Here is a 20,627-nt window from a genome sequence, read left to right on the forward strand (position 1 = left end):
CCTTGCCGTAGGTATGGTTANNTCAAAACACTGTTTTGAGCAGCCTGCGGCTAGCTTCCTAGTTTGCTCTTTGATTTTCATTGAGTATTAGAATAATTTTTCAAATTGAAGGACAGAAATAGACAAGGATAATGGATATGGTAGAATTGGGAATTTCAACATTTGGGGAAACAACGGAGCTTGAAGGGACTGGACAGACTTACAGTCATGCTGAACGCATTCGTCAGTTGGTGGCAGAGATTGAATTGGCTGACAAAGTTGGTTTGGACGTGTATGGGATTGGTGAGCATCATCGGGAAGACTTTGCGGTATCAGCCCCAGAGATTGTTCTGGCCGCTGGGGCAGTTAATACCAAGAAAATCCGTTTGACCAGTGCAGTCAGCATTCTCTCGAGCATGGACCCTATTCGTTTGTTCCAACAGTATGCCACTATCGATGCTTTGTCAAATGGACGTGCGGAGATTATGGCTGGAAGGGGGTCTTTCACGGAATCTTTTCCCTTGTTTGGATATGATTTGAAAGACTACGAAGCCCTTTTTGATGAGAAATTAGACTTGATCCAGTTAGTCAATGAGAAGACCAGGATAGACTGGCAAGGGCGATTGACCCAAACAATCTCTGGCAAGGAAGTTTATCCTCGTCCAGTTCAGGACAAATTACCCTTGTGGATAGCGACAGGTGGCCATGTCGAATCAACAGTGAAGATTGCTCAGGCAGGTCTACCGATTGTCTATGCCATTATTGGTGGGAATCCGCGTTATTTTAAAAAGTTGATTCAGGCTTATCGTGAGATTGGTAGCGAAGCGGGTCATACCAGTAATGAGTTAAAGGTTGGGGCTCATTCTTGGGGGTGGATTGCTGAAGATGGCGAGCAGGCTGTGAAAGATTATTTCCATCCGACCAAGCAAGTAGTGGATGCTATTTCCAAAGATCGCCCGCACTGGCAGGAATTGCGTTATGAACAATATTTAGAGCAAGTTGGACCAAATGGCGCCATGTTTGTGGGAAATCCAGATCAGGTGGCAGAAAAATTGATTCGCATGATTGAAGATCTAGGTTTGGACCGCTTCATGCTCCATCTACCGCTTGGTTCCATGCCACATGATCAGGTTCTGAGAGCTATTGAACTCTTCGGCACGCAAGTGGCTCCAAAAGTACGGGCTTATTTTGCCATGAAAGAGGCTTAATAAAAAATCCTAATCAAGTTTATTAGGACAACAAATATTGTACAAAAATCAATGAGTCTGGGACAATAGTCTCTTATGTCCCCAAAAAAAGCAACGGATTTGCCGTTGCTTTTTTGCATGGTTGCGATAGTCTTGGTAAAATAGAATTGCTTAATAAACCATTTAGAAAGGCTATCCCATGCATATTCACTATAACACAAATCAAACAACTTTACCACTAGAAATCAGTTCTTTCTTGCCACAAGACCATCTCGTCTTTACTATTGAAAAAGAGGTAAATACCTTGGAGGATTGTCATTTCCACGCCTTCTATCATGCCTTTGGTCGCCCGTCTTATCACCCTAAAATGCTTGTATCTGCTCTTCTATTTGCCTATTCACAAGGGATTTTCTCTGGACGAAAAATTGAAAAAATGATGGTTGAGAATCTGGCTATGCAGTACCTAACAGGACAGTTAGTTGTCAGCTACCGCACCATCAATCGTTTTCGAGTCGCTGAAGGGATGGAAGAACTCATTCGTAATCTTTTCATCGACCTCAATCTTCGTTTAAAAATGGAAGAATTAGTGACTTTAGATTGTCTGTTTATTGACGGGACTAAGATTGAAGCTAATGCCAACAAGTATAGTTTTGTGTGGAAGAAAGCGACAGAGAAATTCTCCGCCAAACTTCAAGAACAGATACAGATCTATTTTCAAGAAGAAATCACACCCCTTATCCATCAGGCTATTAAGCTGGATGAAGAAGAACCAATTTCTTCAGAGCAGTTGCTTGCATTCGCTCAAGTTCTTGAAGAAGAATTGGAAAAACTGAACCAGGACATTGAGGAGACACCCGTTAAAGGAAAGGATGAACGTAAAACCCAGCGTCGTAAACTCAAGAAAGTCTTGCGTAAAGTCAAGGAGGATTTTTCAGTACGTGCTGAAAAATATGAGAACTATCAGGAGACATTTGAAGGGCGTAACAGTTTTTCCAAAACCGATCCAGATGCCACTTTTATGAGAATGAAAGAAGACCATATGAAAAATGGCCAACTCAAGGCTGCTTATAATCTTCAAATCGCTACTGAAAACCAATTTGTTCTTCACTATGATGTCTTTTCAAATCCGACAGATACCAAGACTCTTCTCCCCTTCCTTGAAACCTATCCGCATGACTTGAAGACAGTTGTCGCAGATGCTGGATATGGAAGTGAAGAGAACCTCCTTCGTTTAGATGAAAAGCAGGTAAACCATCTGATTAAATATGCCGTGTTTGATAAGGAACAAAAGAGAAGGTATAAACAGTCAGCTAAAAACTTATCGAATTGGCACTATAATGACAAGGAGGATAGCTACACACATCCTGATGGCTGGTGCTATCGTTTTCACCATATCAAACATCAGAAAACACAGACGGACTTTCAACAGGAAATCAAGGTTTACTATGCTGATGAACCTAAATCAGCCCCTCGAAAGGGACTGTATATGAACGAACGCTATCAAAACTTGAAAGCTAAAGAATGTCAGGCGCTTTTATCTCCTGAAGGTAGACAGATTTTCGCTCAACGTAAGATTGATGTGGAACCTGTCTTTGGGCAGATAAAGGCTTGTTTGGGTTACAAGAGATCTAATCTGAGGGGCAAGCGTCAAGTGAGAATTGACATGGGATTGGTACTTATGGCTAATAACCTCTTAAAATACAATAAGAGAACGACTCAAAATTAAAAAGCTAGAGTTCCACAATTGAAAATCTCTAGCTTTTTTGTGGTCGAGAACTATTTTGTCTCAGGCTCATTGTTCTATAGGAGGGCTAGTTTAGTTCTCTTTTTTGTTTTTTAGCAAGAACCTGAGATCTAGGAGCGCAAGGAGACTAATTCCTGCAAACAGGAGTTTGTGATCGTTGAGCTTCCTGTATTTGGATTGGCTATATCTAGCTATGCAAAGGTTATACAGTAGCAGTTTTAGCTAACCCATTCACCGTTTTCATTGACCAAATAGCCTTCAACTCTTGTATTAACTGCAAGTTTACCTGATGAATCAACATAGTACCATTTGCCAGAAACTTCAAACCATTGATTTTCTTTCATAGCTCCTGATGGCTCAAGATAGTACCAAGTATCTCCATCCTTAACCCAACCGGTTGACATAGAGCCGTTACTATTTAGGAAGTACCAAACATTGCCATCTTTTACCCAACCAGTTACCATAGAGCCATCATCTTTTAGATAATACCAAGTATCTCCATCTTTCACCCAACCAGTAGCTAGAGAACCGTCTGCTTTATGGAAATACCAGATGCCATTTTCTTGTTTCCAACTAGCTTTAGTTGTCTGATTTGGAGTTTCCGATTTCTTATTTGTATAAGCTGGGGTGTAGGAAGTTACAATAGCTTGTGTAGAAGTAGCTGGAAGTGATTGAGTATTACTGTCCTTATGTGGCTTCTCAGCTTGTGAACCAGTTGTAGCTTGGCTAGGTTTATTTTCTGCATCAGCTACTGTTGCAGATGGTTTAGTAGAATCAGGTTTAGTTTGTGGAGCTGGATCTTGATGTGCAGGGTGAGAAGCTTCATTTTGATGTTCAGGCTTGGAAGGGCTTGAGTCTGGTTTCTCTTCTGCAGTTGACTCATGGTTAGTTCCATTTTGAGAGACTCGAAGAACAGTAGCTGTAAGGGCATTTAATTTCAAGCCTTTTTCAGTCCATTCAAGTCCTTGAGGGTTGGCAATTCCGACTGGCCCTGCTTGGTTTTCATCTGCCAAAACTTCAGCATTTCTGAGGTGGGCAAAGGCAGTTCCCAAATTAAATTCGCGGGCTTTTTCATCCGCATTGACAAAGACTGCGTAGATATCACCGTTTGGAGCAGTAATTTGGTAGCCAATTACTACATCCTCTTTTTCTACACCATTTTGACCTGGGACAGTGATGAGGTGGACACGGTCTTTGATATCTTGGAGACTTTTAAGTCGGAAGGCATCTGTAGATTGACGAAGGGCAATCAAACCTTTCATATAGTCACGGCTCTTGACATTTTCAGGATATGCTTTTCCATCTGTAGCCTTAGTCCAGTCAAACTTGTTAATAGCATCACTCGAATCGTAAGAGTCATGGATGAAGTAAGGATAGTCAAATGGATTGCCATCCTTATCACGCAACAAGTGAGATTTGTTTGGTTGTTTATCCTCTGCTACTGGAGTCTTGTAGGCCGGGTCACGGAATTGTTTGGTACGCCCGTATTCCTGACCAGAGTGGATAAACGGAGTTCCTTGAGCTGTCAAGACCATGAGGTTTCCAAGTCGCAAACGACGGTGGATTTCAGCATAGTTCTCAGCCTTGCTTGGGTCTTTTTTGATAGACTGGGCAATGATGTCAAAGAGGGTCAAGTTATCATGGGCTGCGATGTATTGGATGACATCTCCAGGACTGTCTGCTTCAAAGTTGGTTGGTTGAGCAATGAGATTTTTGAAGACAGTGTTGACATCACGCTTGCCACCTGTGATAAAGGCAGGTTGACCTTCGTTTGGATAACCAGATTTGAGGTTGTTACGGATGTCATCTGAAAAGACAGCGACAGTATCGGTATGTTTCATCCAATCTTGGTCAGCAGCTTTAGTAGGCATATTTTCATCACCAGCATAGGTTCTCCAACCTTCACCCAGCATGATGAGGTTTGGATTGAGGGCGCGTGCAGCCTTGTAAGCTTCTTCGATAGAAGCGGCGTCATGGTCTCCCATCATATCGAAGCGGAAGCCATCCACTTTGTAGGTATCAACTAGATATTTGATAGAATCAACTAGTAGGCGTTTGGTCATATGGTGGGTTGTCCCTAAACGTCCACCACCAAAGCTAGTGCGAGGTATCCCATCAGCATCCATAAAGTGGTAGTAGTTTGGCTCTAAATCTTCAAAGATATCGACTTTGGCTGTATGGTTGTAAACTACGTCCAGGATAGCTCCCATGCCACGTTTGTGGATCTCATTGATGAGGTTTTTAAACTCTGCGATTCGTTTTTCTGGATTTTTAGGATCGCTTGAATACATACCAGTCAAGGAGAAGTAGTTTTGAGGATCATATCCCCAGTTGTAGTTGCTGTTGCTTGAAGCATAGTCAGACAAGCGTTCATGATTTTTTAATTCATTGACAAAGTAGTAAGACAAGACTGGAAGGAGCTGGATGTGGGTCACACCCAAGTCTTTGAGGTAGTCTAGTTTTTCAATAAAGGCTTCAAAGGTACCAAATGGTTTGGTCAAGTCTTTTGCAATGGCAGGATCTGAAGTGAAGTCACGCACATGAGCTTCGTAGATAACGGCATCTTCACGAGTCTTGAAGTTGTGAATCTTACCATAAGTTAAGTCTTGCGGTCCTAGTTTGGCTGGATCTACAAAGGCAGCTTTAGCCACTTTATGGGCATCGTCTGTTTTTGCAAGATCGCTGTTCCAAGCAGCGAGAGATTTAGCGTAAGGATCGAGTGCAAGAACAGTTTTCCCTTGACGCTCGATTTGGTATTGATAATAGTATCCAGTGAAATCTTTGATGCCTAATTTGTTTGTGCTATCTAGAGTTTGTTTCCAAGTTCCTCTTTCCCCTTTTTCAAGAGCGACAGTTCCAACTACTTTTTCAGGGTCATTCTTGTCGTAGACAACAACAGAAACCTTATCAGCACTTGGTGACCAAAGGGTCAAATCAACTTGTTTTCCTTCTTCTTTTAAGTCAGCTCCAAGTTTGCCATCATAGCTGTAAGTCTCATCTTTAAGACGCCAGCTTGTTTTGGTAGTGAAGTGGTCGGAATTGTAGCTAACAGTATAGGGATGTTTTGTGTCAGAGAAATCTCCGCTGTAGGTCACTTTCTTACCAGCTTCATCGATTGCAACATCGGTGATAGTTACTTTGTTTCCTAGGTGATTAGTGATGTTGGAGTGTTTGAGGATATCCTCTTTTTTAGCACCAACAAGTGTTGAAAAACTACTTTCAATGCTAGACGTTCCTACGTGTTGGGCACCTGTCATACGGATATCATGAACATAGTATGGATTTGTGTAAATCGATTCATCATCGTCTTTTAGGAAAATTTGGCTATGATTTTTCAAATCTGTGAACTTATAATCTTCTTTACGGATTTTCACGTCGTCTCCTTGTTTGCTCTCATCTAGTAATAAAAAGCCGAATTCTTTGGCGGCATCCTTAAGAGGGATGTCGATATAGCGACCATATTTGCCTGTAGCCGTAAAGTCTGTTCCGTCAGGCCATTGAGCGCTACTTGGATTTTTCACATCTCCCCAGTACCAGAGAGATTTCTTGTCATAGTTGCCATCCGTGCGGTAGTAGTTGACGCGAACAGTTCCTGCAGGTTGTGGTTCGTAAGAGAAAACCTTATAATCTTGGTCCAACCAAGCCTCGTTCATTTTTGGAACTAGTTTTTCTACAGATTTATCGCCGGTTAGATTTTTTCCAGCTGTATTGTTGATGAGGAAGCTAATTTTCTTGGCTTGTTCTCCCTTTAATTTGACATCTAGATAGTAGCCGTAGTCATCTTTCTTGGCATCCTTAAAGGACAAGGCTCCGTTAGGCCAGTTTTCAGAAGGCTTTTCAACATCATCCCAAGTCCAAAGTCCTTGAGCATCCTTGTTTTCTTCAGGAAGTTTTTTGACATGGATACGGAAGTAGTTGTCTTCGATTGGCTCTTCTGCCTTAGTTTCAGTTGCTACTGGACTGGTAGAAGTAGTTGGCTCACTTGAACGATCTTGTCCGGTTTGCGGTGCTGAATCGGCTGGGCTTGCAACAGGAGTAGTTGGCTCTGTTACAGGTTTTTCTTCTTTTTTCTCTAGGGAAGCGTTCGCATTTTCAGGTAAAGAGATGTCACTTTTCTTCTTACCGGAGTTATCTACTGTATCAGTAGTTGGTTGAACAATAGTGTTCGGTGCTTCTGTACTAGCTGTTGTACTTTCGTTGGCTGAGATAGTTGGCGTAGCCATAGCAAGTAGGACAAGGCTTGCTCCAATAAGGACAGAACCAGTTCCATTTTTGAGGGAACGGATGCTGTAGACCATTTTTTTCTCAGTTTGAGCTGGTGTTTTTCTCATAATGATTCTCCAATCAATAAATTTCTATATCAGTATAGCATGTAGTAAAACAAGATGCAAGCGTTTTCTTTGATTTGTCAAAGAAATTCTTACTTTTGAGAAGTTTTCCGTACTATTTTATATATCAGTATAAATAATGGAAATAATACTCAATGAAAATCAAAGAGCAAACTAGGAAACTAGCCGCAGGCTGTACTTGAGTACGGCAAGGCGACGTTGACAGTATAAAAATGTCACATAAGACAAGACGTATTATTAGGAAGATGATGTGTTTTCAGCTATTTTTATTCAGAAATTGATTTCTAATATTTCTTTAAAAAGTTCATCTAGCGAAACTATAAATAGGAAGAGAAAAAGCTAGCGCTTCTCAAGTTTTATCTAGTTTCCAAACTATAGTATTTACTGGAAATCTAAAGAAAATATCAGAAAAATTCAGCAAACGTTTTCTTCTTATTTTCTTGACTTTTTTGCTGGTTTGTGCTTGACTTTTGCTTGAAATTTGATAGACTATAGACAAATAGGAAAACGTATTCATTTAAAAACGGAGGAATAAGGAATGAATCAAGAAAAACGTTTGCATCGCTTTGTCAAAAAGTGTGGACTCGGTGTGTGTAGTGCTGTTGTTGCGGCCTTTTTATTGAACGCTCAGGGAGTAGCTTTGGCTACAGAGCAAGGGAATCGTCCAGTTGAGACAGAAAACATTGCTCGTGGAAAACAAGCTAGTCAAAGTTCTACTGCTTATGGAGGAGCTGCTACACGAGCAGTGGATGGTAATGTTGATAGTGACTATGGGCACCATTCTGTAACGCATACAAACTTTGAAGACAATGCTTGGTGGCAAGTTGATCTTGGAAAAACAGAGAATGTTGGAAAAGTTAAACTTTACAATCGTGGAGATGGGAATGTAGCTAATCGTCTTTCCAATTTTGATGTTGTTTTGTTAAATGAAGCAAAACAAGAAGTTGCTCGTCAACACTTTGATAGTTTGAATGGGAAGGCAGAACTTGAAGTTTTCTTCACAGCCAAAGGCGCTCGTTATGTAAAAGTGGAGTTGAAAACTAAAAATACCCCATTGAGCTTGGCAGAAGTGGAAGTATTCCGTTCAGCAACAACTCAAGTTGGACAGGATAGAACTACACCAGTAGTAGATCAAAAATCAGCATTGAAAGACTACCTTTTTGGCTTAACTTATAATCCTTTGGATATTTTAACTCGCAAGGGAGAAACCTTAGAAAATCGCTACAACACAAGTGCTAAGGAACAAAATGGAGAGTTTGTCGTTGTAGAAAAAATCAAGAAAACTCTCTCTACAGGCACAGCAGATGTTTCCATCAATGGAAATCAAAATGTCTTCCTAGGTGGCTTGTATAAGGCAAACCAAAATCTGCTAGAAAATCAGCCAGAATTGATTAGTCTTGCCCGTGCAAAGGGGACAGTCAGCGTCGATTTACCTGGTATGATTCAGTCTGACAGCCGAATTGAAGCAGATCCTACAACTAGTGGTATGCAGTCTGCGATGAATACCTTGGTTGAAAGATGGACAAAGAATTACTCATCTAGCCATTCCGTTCCTGCCCGTGTTCAGTATGAATCAACTACAGCCTATAGCATGAACCAATTGAAAGCAAAATTTGGTGCAGACTTTGAAAAAGCAGGTGCACCGCTCAAGATTGACTTTGAGGCTGTGCAAAAGGGTGAAAAGCAAATTGAAGTTGTAAACTTTAAACAAATCTACTATACAGCGACATTTGATGCACCGACCAATCCAGCGGCTGTATTTGACAAGAGTGTGACACCTGAAGATTTAAAACAAAGAGGTGTTGATTCACAAACTCCACCTGTATATGTATCAAATGTTTCTTACGGACGTCAAATCTATGTTAAGTTTGAGTCAACAAGTAAGTCTACTGAATTAAAAGCAGCTATCAATGCGGTTATCAAAGGCGCAACAATTGCTCCAAATTCTGAATGGAGCCGTCTATTGAAGAATACTTCTGTAACAGCGGTAATTGTAGGAGGTAATGCTAGCGGTGCCGCCAAAGTTGTCACAGGAACAGTCGAAAACTTGAAGGAACTCATCAGAGAAGGAGCTAACTTTAGCGCTCAAAGTCCAGCTGTGCCAATCTCATATAAGACTGCCTTCCTAAAAGATAATGCCCAAGCAACTTTACAAAATAGTACAGACTATATCGAAACGAAGGTGACTTCTTACAAAAATGGCTTCTTGAAACTTCATCATAAGGGTGCTTATGTTGCGCGTTACTACATCTATTGGGATGAAATTACATATGATGAACAAGGAAATCCAGAAATCCGTTCACGTCAATGGGAAGATAACGGAAAAAACAGAACTTCAGGCTTCCAAACAGAGATTCAATTTAAAGGAAATGTCCGTAATCTTCGTATCAAGGTTCAAGAAAAGACGGGTCTTGTATGGGAACCATGGCGTACAGTTTACAACCGCACAGACTTACCACTAGTACAACAGCGTACAATTACACATTGGGGAACAACTCTAAACCCTAAAGTTGATGAAAAAATTGTGAATGAGTAACGATTTGATTTACTTGATTCGATAGTAAACAGTGAAGAGGAGGAACTTTGATTTCTCCTCTTTTATGATTGGCTTTTGAGAGAATGAAAAGGGTAACTTCTATAGCAGATTGAAACTAGAATAGTACGTTGTTGCTATTAAAACATTTCTAGAAATTAAGTTGACTTTCCCAATAGATTTGTTCATGTCTTATTTCAATTCAATATAAAACTAACTTCCAGTTTTCCACAACCTAGCTTTTAGTATGAGAAAAACGCGTTGTTACAGACATAAGGAGCTTTTTGAGAAGTGGGCAATCCGTACAATCAGATTTGACGGATGTTGGATGCATGATGCGATTGCGCTTGATTTCTTTTGAAATCGTTGACGGATCTTTTCCCATCTTCTCAACGATGGAACGGAAAGTCTCACACTTAATTCCACCATAAAAATCCGTTTTAGACTAATTTCCACTTCGGTTAGGTAAGTGGAAGTTACTTTGAGAAGTTACGCTAGCGAAAAGATTAACAATAAAAAAGAAAAATATCTTGACAAGCAAGGGGAAATTTTGTTACAATAATAGACGGTACTTTTTACTTTTGGTCTCTCAAGAGTGTACAGGGACGTGCTGACAAATGTTGCAAAAGTACACACAGATGATAGCTGTCACCAAGTGTATCATCACCAAAAATAAAAAAACACAGGAGAATGTAGATGCCTACAATTAACCAATTGGTTCGCAAACCGCGTAAATCAAAAGTAGAAAAATCTAAATCACCAGCTTTGAACGTTGGTTACAACAGTCATAAAAAAGTTCAAACAAACGTTTCTTCACCACAAAAACGTGGTGTTGCAACTCGTGTTGGAACAATGACACCTAAAAAACCTAACTCAGCCCTTCGTAAATTCGCTCGTGTACGTTTGAGCAACCTTATCGAAGTTACTGCCTACATCCCAGGTATCGGACACAACTTGCAAGAGCACAGCGTGGTTCTTCTTCGTGGTGGACGTGTAAAAGACCTTCCAGGGGTACGTTACCATATCGTCCGTGGTGCACTTGATACTGCAGGTGTTAACGATCGTAAACAAGGCCGTTCTAAATACGGTACTAAACGTCCAAAAGCATAAGGAAAGGGGATAAAGAGAAATGAGTCGTAAAAATAGAGCTCCAAAACGTGACGTATTGCCAGATCCGCTTTACAATTCACAACTAGTTACTCGTCTTATCAACCGCGTTATGCTTGATGGTAAACGTGGTACAGCTGCTTCAATCGTTTACGGTGCCTTTGAGCAAATCAAAGAAGCTACTGGAAACGATGCACTTGAAGTATTTGAAACAGCTATGGAAAACATCATGCCTGTACTTGAAGTACGTGCACGCCGTGTTGGTGGTTCTAACTACCAAGTCCCAGTTGAAGTTCGTCCAGAACGTCGTACAACACTTGGACTTCGTTGGTTGGTAACAATCGCTCGTCTTCGTGGTGAACACACAATGCAAGACCGTCTTGCAAAAGAAATCTTGGATGCTGCTAACAACACTGGTGCAGCTGTTAAGAAACGTGAAGACACTCACCGTATGGCTGAAGCTAACCGTGCATTCGCACACTTCCGTTGGTAAGATTAAGATACTAAGGGCGTTAAAAAAGCGACTGAAAATTAGGAAACTTGACGAAGAATCGAAGATTCTAGGAGAGTTTATCTATTTTCCGAGCTTTTAGCCTGGGTTCAAATTAGCTAAATCGATTAGTATTAGCTATAACTCAACTTACCAGCTCGTAAGTTGAAACCAACAATAGCATGAAAACATTGAGAACGGGTAGGTCCTGCCTATCCGTTTTTATTAAAATCGTGTTATAATAGAATAGAAATCAAAAATAAATAGGAGAAACAAACCTCATGGCACGCGAATTTTCACTTGAAAAAACTCGTAATATCGGTATCATGGCTCACGTCGATGCTGGTAAAACAACTACAACTGAGCGTATCCTTTACTACACTGGTAAAATCCACAAAATCGGTGAAACTCACGAAGGTGCGTCACAAATGGACTGGATGGAGCAAGAGCAAGAACGTGGTATCACTATCACATCTGCTGCAACAACAGCTCAATGGAACAACCACCGCGTAAACATCATCGACACACCAGGACACGTGGACTTCACAATCGAAGTACAACGTTCTCTTCGTGTATTGGATGGTGCGGTTACCGTTCTTGACTCACAATCAGGTGTTGAGCCTCAAACTGAAACAGTTTGGCGTCAAGCAACTGAGTATGGAGTTCCACGTATCGTATTTGCCAACAAAATGGACAAAATCGGTGCTGACTTCCTTTACTCTGTAAGCACACTTCACGATCGTCTTCAAGCAAATGCACACCCAATCCAATTGCCAATCGGTTCTGAAGATGACTTCCGTGGTATCATCGACTTGATTAAGATGAAAGCTGAAATCTATACGAACGACCTTGGTACAGATATCCTTGAAGAAGACATCCCAGCTGAATACCTTGACCAAGCTCAAGAATACCGTGAAAAATTGATTGAAGCAGTTGCTGAAACTGACGAAGAATTGATGATGAAATACCTCGAAGGTGAAGAAATCACTAACGAAGAATTGAAAGCAGGTATTCGTAAAGCAACTATCAACGTTGAATTCTTCCCAGTATTGTGTGGTTCTGCCTTCAAGAACAAAGGTGTTCAATTGATGCTTGATGCGGTTATCGACTACCTTCCAAGCCCACTTGACATCCCAGCAATCAAAGGTATCAACCCAGATACAGACGAAGAAGAAACTCGTCCAGCATCTGACGAAGAGCCATTTGCAGCTCTTGCCTTCAAGATCATGACTGACCCATTCGTAGGTCGTTTGACATTCTTCCGTGTTTACTCAGGTGTGCTTCAATCAGGTTCTTACGTATTGAACACTTCTAAAGGTAAACGTGAGCGTATCGGACGTATCCTTCAAATGCACGCTAACAGCCGTCAAGAAATTGACACTGTTTACTCAGGTGATATCGCTGCTGCCGTTGGTTTGAAAGATACTACAACTGGTGACTCATTGACAGATGAAAAAGCTAAAATCATTCTTGAGTCAATCAACGTTCCAGAACCAGTTATCCAATTGATGGTTGAGCCAAAATCTAAAGCTGACCAAGACAAGATGGGTATCGCCCTTCAAAAATTGGCTGAAGAAGATCCAACATTCCGCGTTGAAACAAACGTTGAAACTGGAGAAACAGTTATCTCAGGTATGGGTGAGCTTCACCTTGACGTCCTTGTTGACCGTATGCGTCGTGAGTTCAAAGTTGAAGCGAACGTAGGTGCTCCTCAAGTATCTTACCGTGAAACATTCCGCGCTTCTACTCAAGCACGTGGATTCTTCAAACGTCAGTCTGGTGGTAAAGGTCAATTCGGTGATGTATGGATCGAATTTACTCCAAACGAAGAAGGTAAAGGATTCGAATTCGAAAACGCAATCGTCGGTGGTGTGGTTCCTCGTGAATTTATCCCAGCGGTTGAAAAAGGTTTGGTAGAATCTATGGCTAACGGTGTTCTTGCAGGTTACCCAATGGTTGACGTTAAAGCTAAGCTTTATGATGGTTCATATCACGATGTCGACTCATCTGAAACTGCCTTCAAGATTGCGGCTTCACTTGCCCTTAAAGAAGCTGCTAAATCAGCACAACCAGCTATCCTTGAACCAATGATGCTTGTAACAATCACTGTTCCAGAAGAAAACCTTGGTGATGTTATGGGTCACGTAACTGCTCGTCGTGGACGTGTAGATGGTATGGAAGCACACGGTAATAGCCAAATCGTTCGTGCTTACGTTCCACTTGCTGAAATGTTCGGTTACGCAACAGTTCTTCGTTCTGCATCTCAAGGACGTGGTACATTCATGATGGTATTTGACCACTACGAAGATGTACCTAAGTCAGTACAAGAAGAAATCATTAAGAAAAACAAAGGTGAAGACTAATCTGTCCTCACTTTAGAAGGAAGTCACTTAGTGGCTTCCTTTTGTCTTTAGAAAATACCTCTAAATATGGTAAAATAGTAGGAGAATAATGTGAGGAAAATGAATGTCAAATAGTTTTGAAATTTTGATGAATCAACTGGGGATGCCTGCTGAAATGAGACAGGCTCCTGTTTTATCACAGGCTGATATTGAGCGAGTTGTGGTTCATAAAATTAGTAAGGTATGGGAGTTTCATTTCGTATTTTCTAATATTTTACCGATTGAAATCTTTTTAGAATTAAAGAGAGGTTTGAGCGAAGAATTTTCTAAGACAGGCAATAAAGCTGTTTTCGAAATCAAGGCTCTGTCTCAAGAATTTTCAAATCAACTCTTGCAGGCCTATTATAGAGAGGCTTTTTCTGAGGGGCCATGTGCTAGTCAAGGTTTTAAGTCCCTTTATCAAAATTTGCAAGTTCGTGCGGAGGGCAATCAGCTCTTTATTGAAGGCTCTGAGGCGATTGATAAGGAGCACTTTAAGAAAAATCATCTTCCTAATTTAGCCAAACAACTTGAAAAATTTGGTTTTCCAACTTTTAATTGTCAAGTCGAGAAGAATGATGTGCTGACTCAAGAGCAGGAAGAAGCATTTCATGCTGAAAATGAGCAGATTGTTCAAGCGGCCAATGAGGAAGCGCTCCGTGCTATGGAACAACTAGAACAGATGGCACCTCCTCCAGCGGAAGAGAAACCAGCCTTTGATTTTCAAGCTAAAAAAGCTGCAGCTAAACCGAAGCTGGATAAGGCAGAGATTACTCCTATGATTGAAGTGACGACGGAGGAAAATCGTTTGGTCTTTGAAGGGGTTGTTTTTGATGTGGAGCAAAAAGTGACCAGAACAGGGCGTGTTTTGATCAACTTTAAAATGACGGACTACACTTCAAGTTTTTCGATGCAAAAGTGGGTTAAGAATGAGGAAGAGGCTCAGAAATTTGATCTCATCAAGAAAAATTCTTGGCTCCGTGTTCGTGGGAATGTGGAGATGAATAACTTCACACGCGATTTGACTATGAACGTGCAAGACGTGCAGGAAGTTGTTCACTATGAGCGGAAGGATTTAATGCCAGAAGGAGAACGACGGGTTGAGTTTCATGCTCATACTAATATGTCGACCATGGATGCTCTACCAGAGGTAGAAGAAATCGTTGCGACAGCTGCTAAGTGGGGACACAAGGCGGTTGCCATCACAGACCATGGAAATGTTCAGTCCTTCCCACATGGCTATAAGGCGGCTAAGAAAGCGGGAATCCAGCTGATCTATGGTATGGAAGCCAATATCGTGGAGGACCGTGTTCCTATCGTTTATAACGAAGTGGAGATGAACTTGTCGGAAGCGACCTACGTGGTCTTTGACGTGGAAACGACAGGCCTTTCAGCCATCTATAATGACTTGATTCAGGTTGCGGCTTCTAAGATGTACAAGGGGAATGTCATTGCTGAATTTGATGAATTTATCAATCCTGGACATCCTTTGTCAGCTTTTACTACTGAGTTGACTGGAATTACAGATGATCATGTCAAAAATGCCAAACCACTGGAACAAGTTCTGCAAGAATTTCAAGAGTTTTGCAAGGATACGGTCCTAGTTGCCCACAATGCTACCTTTGACGTTGGATTTATGAATGCCAACTATGAGCGTCATGGTCTGCCAAAGATTAGTCAGCCAGTTATTGATACACTTGAGTTTGCTAGAAATCTCTATCCTGAGTATAAACGTCATGGTTTGGGACCTTTGACCAAGCGTTTTGGTGTGGCTTTAGAACATCACCACATGGCCAATTACGATGCGGAAGCTACAGGTCGCCTGCTTTTCATCTTTATCAAAGAGGTGTCAGAAAAACATGGTGTGACTGATTTGGCTAGATTAAACATTGATTTGATTAGTCCAGATTCTTATAAAAAAGCTCGGATCAAACATGCGACCATTTATGTCAAGAATCAGGCAGGCCTAAAAAATATCTTTAAACTGGTTTCTTTGTCCAATACCAAATACTTTGAAGGGGTGCCACGGATTCCGAGAACGGTTTTAGATGCCCATCGGGAAGGTTTGATTTTAGGTTCAGCTTGCTCTGAAGGTGAAGTTTTTGATGCAGTCGTTTCCCAGGGTGTGGATGCAGCGGTTGAGGTGGCCAAGTATTACGACTTTATTGAGGTCATGCCACCAGCTATCTATACTCCCTTGATTGCCAAGGAGCAGGTCAAGGATATGGAAGAACTCCAGACCATTATCAAAAGTTTGATAGAAGTGGGAGACCGCCTTGGCAAGCCTGTTCTGGCTACGGGAAATGTCCACTATATCGAACCAGAAGAAGAGATTTACCGTGAAATTATCGTCCGTAGTTTGGGACAGGGGGCGATGATTAACCGAACTATCGGTCATGGGGAACATGCCCAACCAGCTCCTCTTCCCAAGGCTCATTTTCGAACGACCAATGAGATGTTGGATGAATTTGCCTTTTTGGGAGAGAAATTAGCTCGGAAATTGGTCATTGAAAACACCAATGCCTTGGCAGAAATCTTTGAACCCGTTGAGGTCGTTAAGGGGGACTTGTACACACCTTTCATTGACAAGGCGGAAGAAACGGTCGCTGAATTGACCTACAAGAAAGCTTTTGAGATTTATGGAAATCCGCTGCCAGATATCGTTGATTTGCGGATTGAAAAAGAACTAACCTCTATTCTGGGGAATGGGTTTGCTGTGATTTATCTGGCATCGCAGATGCTGGTGCAACGTTCCAATGAACGGGGTTACTTGGTGGGTTCTCGTGGGTCTGTCGGATCTAGTTTCGTTGCGACCATGATTGGGATTACGGAGGTCAATCCTCTCTCCCCTCACTATGTCTGTGATCAGTGTCAGTACAGTGAGTTTATCACAGATGGTTCGTACGGTTCAGGATTTGATATGCCCAATAAGGACTGTCCAAACTGTGGTCATAAACTCAGCAAAAACGGACAGGATATTCCTTTCGAGACCTTCCTTGGTTTTGATGGGGATAAGGTTCCTGATATTGACTTGAACTTCTCGGGAGAAGACCAGCCTAGCGCCCACTTGGATGTGCGTGATATCTTTGGTGAGGAATATGCCTTCCGTGCGGGAACGGTTGGTACGGTAGCTGCCAAGACTGCCTATGGCTTTGTCAAGGGTTACGAGCGAGATTATGGCAAGTTTTATCGTGATGCAGAGGTTGAACGCCTCGCTCAAGGTGCAGCTGGTGTCAAGCGAACAACGGGACAACACCCGGGGGGAATTGTTGTTATTCCTAACTACATGGATGTCTACGATTTTACGCCTGTCCAGTATCCAGCGGATGACGTGACGGCTGAATGGCAGACCACTCACTTTAACTTCCATGATATTGATGAGAACGTCCTCAAACTCGATGTACTGGGACATGATGATCCGACCATGATTCGGAAACTTCAGGATTTGTCTGGGCTTGACCCTAATGAAATCCCTATGGATGACGAAGGCGTGATGGCCCTCTTTTCTGGGACTGATGTGCTAGGAGTAACTCCTGAGCAAATCGGAACGCCTACGGGTATGTTGGGGATTCCCGAGTTTGGAACAAATTTTGTACGTGGAATGGTAGACGAAACACATCCGACCACCTTTGCGGAATTGCTTCAGTTGTCTGGTCTGTCCCACGGTACTGACGTTTGGTTGGGAAATGCCCAGGATCTGATTAAGCAAGGAATAGCGGACCTATCGACTGTTATCGGTTGTCGGGACGACATCATGGTTTACCTCATGCATGCGGGTCTGGAACCTAAGATGGCCTTTACCATTATGGAACGGGTACGTAAGGGATTGTGGCTCAAGATTTCCGAAGAGGAACGCAATGGCTACATCGAAGCCATGAAGGCTAATAAGGTACCAGAGTGGTATATCGAATCCTGTGGGAAAATCAAGTACATGTTCCCTAAAGCCCATGCGGCAGCCTACGTTATGATGGCCCTGCGTGTAGCTTACTTCAAGGTTCATCATCCCATTTATTACTACTGTGCTTACTTCTCTATCCGTGCTAAGGCATTTGATATCAAGACCATGGGGGCGGGCTTGGATGCCATCAAACGCAGAATGGAAGAAATCTCTGAAAAACGGAAGAACAATGAGGCCTCTAATGTGGAGATTGACCTCTATACAACTCTTGAGATTGTCAATGAAATGTGGGAACGTGGTTTCAAGTTTGGAAAACTCGATCTCTACCGTAGTCAGGCGACAGAGTTCCTCATCGACGGGGATACCCTCGTCCCGCCATTTGTAGCAATGGATGGTCTGGGAGAAAACGTTGCTAGGCAGTTGGTTCGAGCGCGTGAAGAGGGAGAGTTTCTCTCTAAAACAGAACTACGCAAACGCGGTGGTCTCTCCTCAACCTTGGTTGAAAAGATGGATGAAATGGGGATTCTGGGCAATATGCCAGAGGATAACCAGCTCAGTTTGTTTGATGAGTTGTTTTAAAAAAATTGTTTAATCATCTATCCAAAGAGGCTCATGTATATCTAATAGATTTACATGAGCCTTCTTTTTTGTTAAAATAGTCTATAGAAAGAGGGTGAGAGTATGTCAAAGACGAGTATGAGTATCCGTTTGGATAGTGAGGTCAAGGAGCAGGCCCAACAGGTGTTTAGTAATCTGGGAATGGATATGACAACAGCTATTAATATTTTCCTTCGTCAGGCTATTCAATATCAGGGATTACCTTTTGATGTTAGACTAGACGAAAATCGGAAGTTGCTCCAAGTGTTAACGGATTTAGACCAAAATCGTAATATGAGCCAGTCTTTTGAATCAGTTTCTGACTTGATGGAGGATTTGCGTGCTTAAGATTCGTTATCATAAACAGTTTAAAAAAGATTTTAAGTTGGCTATGAAGCGTGGTTTGAAGGCAGAATTATTAGAAGAAGTTTTAAATTTTCTTGTTCAAGAAAAAGAACTTCCTGCTAGATATCGTGATCATCAATTGACGGCATCCAAGCATTTTCAAGGAGTTCGTGAATGCCATATCCAGCCAGATTGGCTTTTGGTTTATAAAGTAGACAAGGAAGAATTGATTTTAAATTTGCTTAGGACAGGAAGTCATAGTGATTTGTTTTAATAAATTTTAAGGGGGTTCTCATGAAACTAAGAATTTTTGCGGAAGATAAGCCGGCTGAGAAGGTGTTTGAGTATCAATTGGAACTTGCTGATCGTACAATCCTTCTATCGACAGCACTCTTGTCAGGTGCTATTGCTTTAGCAGGAATCTTTTCTGCTTTGAAAGAAAAATAAAAATAGAAAAGAGAAAACAGAATGGTTTTACCAAATTTTAAAGAAAATCTAGAAAAATATGCGAAATTATTGGTTGCGAACGGAATCAATGTGCAACCTGGTCACACTTTGGCTCTCTCTATCGATGTGGAGCAACGTGAGTTGGCTCACTTAATCGTCAAAGAAGCTTATGCTTTGGGTGCACATGAGGTGATCGTTCAGTGGACAGATGATGTGATTAACCGTGAGAAATTCCTCCATGCGCCGATGGAGCGTCTGGACAATGTGCCAGAATACAAGATTGCTGAGATGAACTATCTTTTGGAGAACAAAGCTAGCCGTCTTGGAGTTCGTTCTTCTGACCCAGGTGCCTTGAACGGAGTGGACGCTGACAAGCTCTCAGCTTCTGCCAAAGCTATGGGACTTGCCATGAAGCCAATGCGCATCGCAACGCAATCTAACAAGGTTAGTTGGACTGTAGCAGCCGCTGCTGGACTTGAGTGGGCTAAGAAAGTCTTTCCAAATGCTGCGAGCGATGAAGAAGCAGTCGATCTTCTTTGGGACCAAATCTTCAAAACTTGCCGAGTCTACGAAGCAGATCCTGTTAAGGCTTGGGAGGAACATGCAGCTATCCTCAAGAGCAAGGCCGATATGCTTAATAAGGAGCAATTTTCAGCCCTTCACTACACAGCGCCAGGGACAGATTTGACCCTTGGTTTGCCAAAGAACCACGTTTGGGAATCAGCTGGTGCTATCAATGCCCAGGGCGAAGGCTTCTTGCCAAATATGCCAACTGAAGAAGTCTTCACAGCACCTGATTTTCATCGCGCAGATGGTTATGTCACTTCTACAAAACCGCTTAGCTATAATGGAAATATCATCGAAGGCATTAAAGTAACCTTCAAGGATGGACAAATTGTGGATATCACTGCAGAAAAAGGCGATCAAGTCATGAAAGACCTTGTCTTTGAAAATGCGGGTGCGCGTGCCTTGGGTGAATGTGCCTTGGTACCAGATCCAAGCCCAATTTCTCAGTCAGGTATTACCTTCTTTAACACCCTTTTCGATGAGAATGCTTCAAACCACTTGGCTATTGGTGCAGCATATGCGACTAGCGTAGCTGGTGGAGCGGAGATGAGCGAAGAAGAGCTTGAAGCTGCGGGGCTTAACCGTTCAGATGTTCACGTAGACTTTATGATTGGTTCTAGTCAAATGGATATAGATGGTATCCGTGAGGATGGGACAAGTGTACCACTCTTCCGTAACGGAGATTGGGCAAATTAAGGAGATAATATGTTAGGAAGTATGTTCGTTGGTCTCCTAGTGGGATTTTTAGCAGGTACTCTGACTAATCGTGGAGAGCGAATGGGATGTTTTGGAAAAATGTTTCTAGGCTGGATTGGTGCCTTTATAGGGCATTTGCTTTTTGGGACTTGGGGACCAATTATATCAGGAACAGCCATTATCCCAGCGATTTTAGGAGCTATGATTGTTTTAGCTATTTTCTGGAGACGAGGAAGTTAATTTCTTAAATCTGATACTCAATGAAAATCAAAGAGCAAACTAGGAAACTAGCCGCAGGCTGCTCAAA

At 41.9% G+C, this 20,627-nt stretch carries 14 protein-coding genes and 1 pseudogene; 12 read left to right on the forward strand and 3 right to left on the reverse strand.

What is annotated here, in order from left to right:
* Positions 1–137: 137 nt before the first annotated feature.
* Positions 138–1,187: an LLM class flavin-dependent oxidoreductase gene (locus HT698_RS02555; protein WP_173219327.1), complete on the forward strand. Its 1,050-nt coding sequence runs from the start codon at positions 138–140 to the stop codon at positions 1,185–1,187.
* Here the strand turns inward: HT698_RS02555 and HT698_RS10270 are convergent.
* Complete coding sequence (locus HT698_RS10270) at positions 1,184–1,405, reverse strand: hypothetical protein (protein ID WP_345789463.1); 222 nt, start codon at positions 1,403–1,405, stop codon at positions 1,184–1,186. The genes HT698_RS02555 and HT698_RS10270 overlap by 4 nt on opposite strands.
* Here HT698_RS10270 and HT698_RS02560 point away from each other — a divergent pair.
* Positions 1,366–2,892, forward strand: coding sequence for an IS1182 family transposase (locus HT698_RS02560; protein ID WP_173219324.1), 1,527 nt, complete (start codon positions 1,366–1,368; stop codon positions 2,890–2,892). The two genes, HT698_RS10270 and HT698_RS02560, sit on opposite strands and share 40 nt — an antisense overlap.
* Positions 2,893–3,128: 236 nt before the next feature.
* Here HT698_RS02560 and HT698_RS02565 read toward each other — a convergent pair whose 3' ends face one another.
* The gene (locus tag HT698_RS02565) at positions 3,129–7,241 is read right to left on the reverse strand and encodes a pullulanase (protein ID WP_240147147.1); all 4,113 of its coding nucleotides are present in this window, start codon (positions 7,239–7,241) and stop codon (positions 3,129–3,131) included.
* 556 nt (positions 7,242–7,797) lie between these two features.
* On the opposite strand from HT698_RS02565, the gene HT698_RS02570 reads away from it, so the two are divergent.
* Positions 7,798–9,795 carry a thiol-activated cytolysin family protein gene (locus HT698_RS02570; protein ID WP_173218054.1) on the forward strand — a complete coding sequence of 666 codons (1,998 nt, stop codon included), beginning with the start codon at positions 7,798–7,800 and terminating at the stop codon, positions 9,793–9,795.
* Between the two features lie 257 nt (positions 9,796–10,052).
* Here the strand turns inward: HT698_RS02570 and HT698_RS02575 are convergent.
* Positions 10,053–10,213: pseudogene (locus HT698_RS02575) on the reverse strand (helix-turn-helix domain-containing protein); the annotation flags it as partial.
* A gap of 275 nt (positions 10,214–10,488) precedes the next feature.
* Between HT698_RS02575 and rpsL the strand changes: the two are divergent.
* From rpsL to HT698_RS02620, 9 genes are all read left to right on the forward strand, one after another.
* Positions 10,489–10,902 (forward strand): 30S ribosomal protein S12, encoded by a 414-nt coding sequence (gene rpsL / locus HT698_RS02580; RefSeq protein ID WP_001142332.1) that lies wholly within the window; start codon positions 10,489–10,491, stop codon positions 10,900–10,902.
* Positions 10,903–10,921: 19 nt separating this feature from the next.
* Entirely contained in the window at positions 10,922–11,392 is a 471-nt protein-coding gene (gene rpsG / locus HT698_RS02585; RefSeq protein WP_000087873.1) for a 30S ribosomal protein S7, read from the forward strand.
* Positions 11,393–11,670: 278 nt separating this feature from the next.
* Positions 11,671–13,752, forward strand: a complete 2,082-nt coding sequence (gene fusA, locus HT698_RS02590) for an elongation factor G (RefSeq protein ID WP_000090348.1) — start codon at positions 11,671–11,673, stop codon at positions 13,750–13,752.
* Between the two features lie 103 nt (positions 13,753–13,855).
* On the forward strand, positions 13,856–18,247 hold the full coding sequence (locus tag HT698_RS02595) for a PolC-type DNA polymerase III (protein WP_173218052.1): 4,392 nt from the start codon (positions 13,856–13,858) through the stop codon (positions 18,245–18,247).
* A 102-nt stretch (positions 18,248–18,349) separates the two neighbouring features.
* Positions 18,350–18,613, forward strand: coding sequence for a type II toxin-antitoxin system RelB/DinJ family antitoxin (locus HT698_RS02600; RefSeq protein ID WP_049551202.1), 264 nt, complete (start codon positions 18,350–18,352; stop codon positions 18,611–18,613).
* Positions 18,606–18,884, forward strand: coding sequence for a type II toxin-antitoxin system YafQ family toxin (locus tag HT698_RS02605; RefSeq protein ID WP_042900272.1), 279 nt, complete (start codon positions 18,606–18,608; stop codon positions 18,882–18,884). Before HT698_RS02600 ends, HT698_RS02605 begins: the two co-directional genes overlap by 8 nt.
* Before the next feature lie 20 nt (positions 18,885–18,904).
* On the forward strand, positions 18,905–19,057 hold the full coding sequence (locus HT698_RS02610) for a hypothetical protein (protein WP_007285108.1): 153 nt from the start codon (positions 18,905–18,907) through the stop codon (positions 19,055–19,057).
* A 21-nt stretch (positions 19,058–19,078) separates the two neighbouring features.
* Positions 19,079–20,320, forward strand: a complete 1,242-nt coding sequence (locus HT698_RS02615; RefSeq protein WP_173218050.1) for an aminopeptidase — start codon at positions 19,079–19,081, stop codon at positions 20,318–20,320.
* 9 nt (positions 20,321–20,329) lie between these two features.
* Positions 20,330–20,560 (forward strand): GlsB/YeaQ/YmgE family stress response membrane protein, encoded by a 231-nt coding sequence (locus HT698_RS02620; RefSeq protein WP_173218048.1) that lies wholly within the window; start codon positions 20,330–20,332, stop codon positions 20,558–20,560.
* Positions 20,561–20,627: the final 67 nt, after the last annotated feature.

The sequence above is a fragment of the Streptococcus sp. 3109 genome (assembly GCF_013276905.1).
Classification (GTDB): Bacteria; Bacillota; Bacilli; order Lactobacillales; family Streptococcaceae; genus Streptococcus.

Excerpts from the sequence above, each read along its gene's own strand:
- HT698_RS02600 (WP_049551202.1), top strand. The coding sequence starts at position 18,350 with ATGTCAAAGACGAGTATGAGTATCCGTTTGGATAGTGAGGTCAAGGAG.
- HT698_RS02565 (WP_240147147.1), bottom strand. The coding sequence starts at position 7,241 with ATGAGAAAAACACCAGCTCAAACTGAGAAAAAAATGGTCTACAGCATC.
- rpsL (WP_001142332.1), top strand. The coding sequence starts at position 10,489 with ATGCCTACAATTAACCAATTGGTTCGCAAACCGCGTAAATCAAAAGTA.
- HT698_RS02555 (WP_173219327.1), top strand. The coding sequence starts at position 138 with ATGGTAGAATTGGGAATTTCAACATTTGGGGAAACAACGGAGCTTGAA.
- HT698_RS02610 (WP_007285108.1), top strand. The coding sequence starts at position 18,905 with ATGAAACTAAGAATTTTTGCGGAAGATAAGCCGGCTGAGAAGGTGTTT.
- rpsG (WP_000087873.1), top strand. The coding sequence starts at position 10,922 with ATGAGTCGTAAAAATAGAGCTCCAAAACGTGACGTATTGCCAGATCCG.
- HT698_RS02595 (WP_173218052.1), top strand. The coding sequence starts at position 13,856 with ATGTCAAATAGTTTTGAAATTTTGATGAATCAACTGGGGATGCCTGCT.
- fusA (WP_000090348.1), top strand. The coding sequence starts at position 11,671 with ATGGCACGCGAATTTTCACTTGAAAAAACTCGTAATATCGGTATCATG.
- HT698_RS02560 (WP_173219324.1), top strand. The coding sequence starts at position 1,366 with ATGCATATTCACTATAACACAAATCAAACAACTTTACCACTAGAAATC.
- HT698_RS02615 (WP_173218050.1), top strand. The coding sequence starts at position 19,079 with ATGGTTTTACCAAATTTTAAAGAAAATCTAGAAAAATATGCGAAATTA.
- HT698_RS02570 (WP_173218054.1), top strand. The coding sequence starts at position 7,798 with ATGAATCAAGAAAAACGTTTGCATCGCTTTGTCAAAAAGTGTGGACTC.
- HT698_RS02620 (WP_173218048.1), top strand. The coding sequence starts at position 20,330 with ATGTTAGGAAGTATGTTCGTTGGTCTCCTAGTGGGATTTTTAGCAGGT.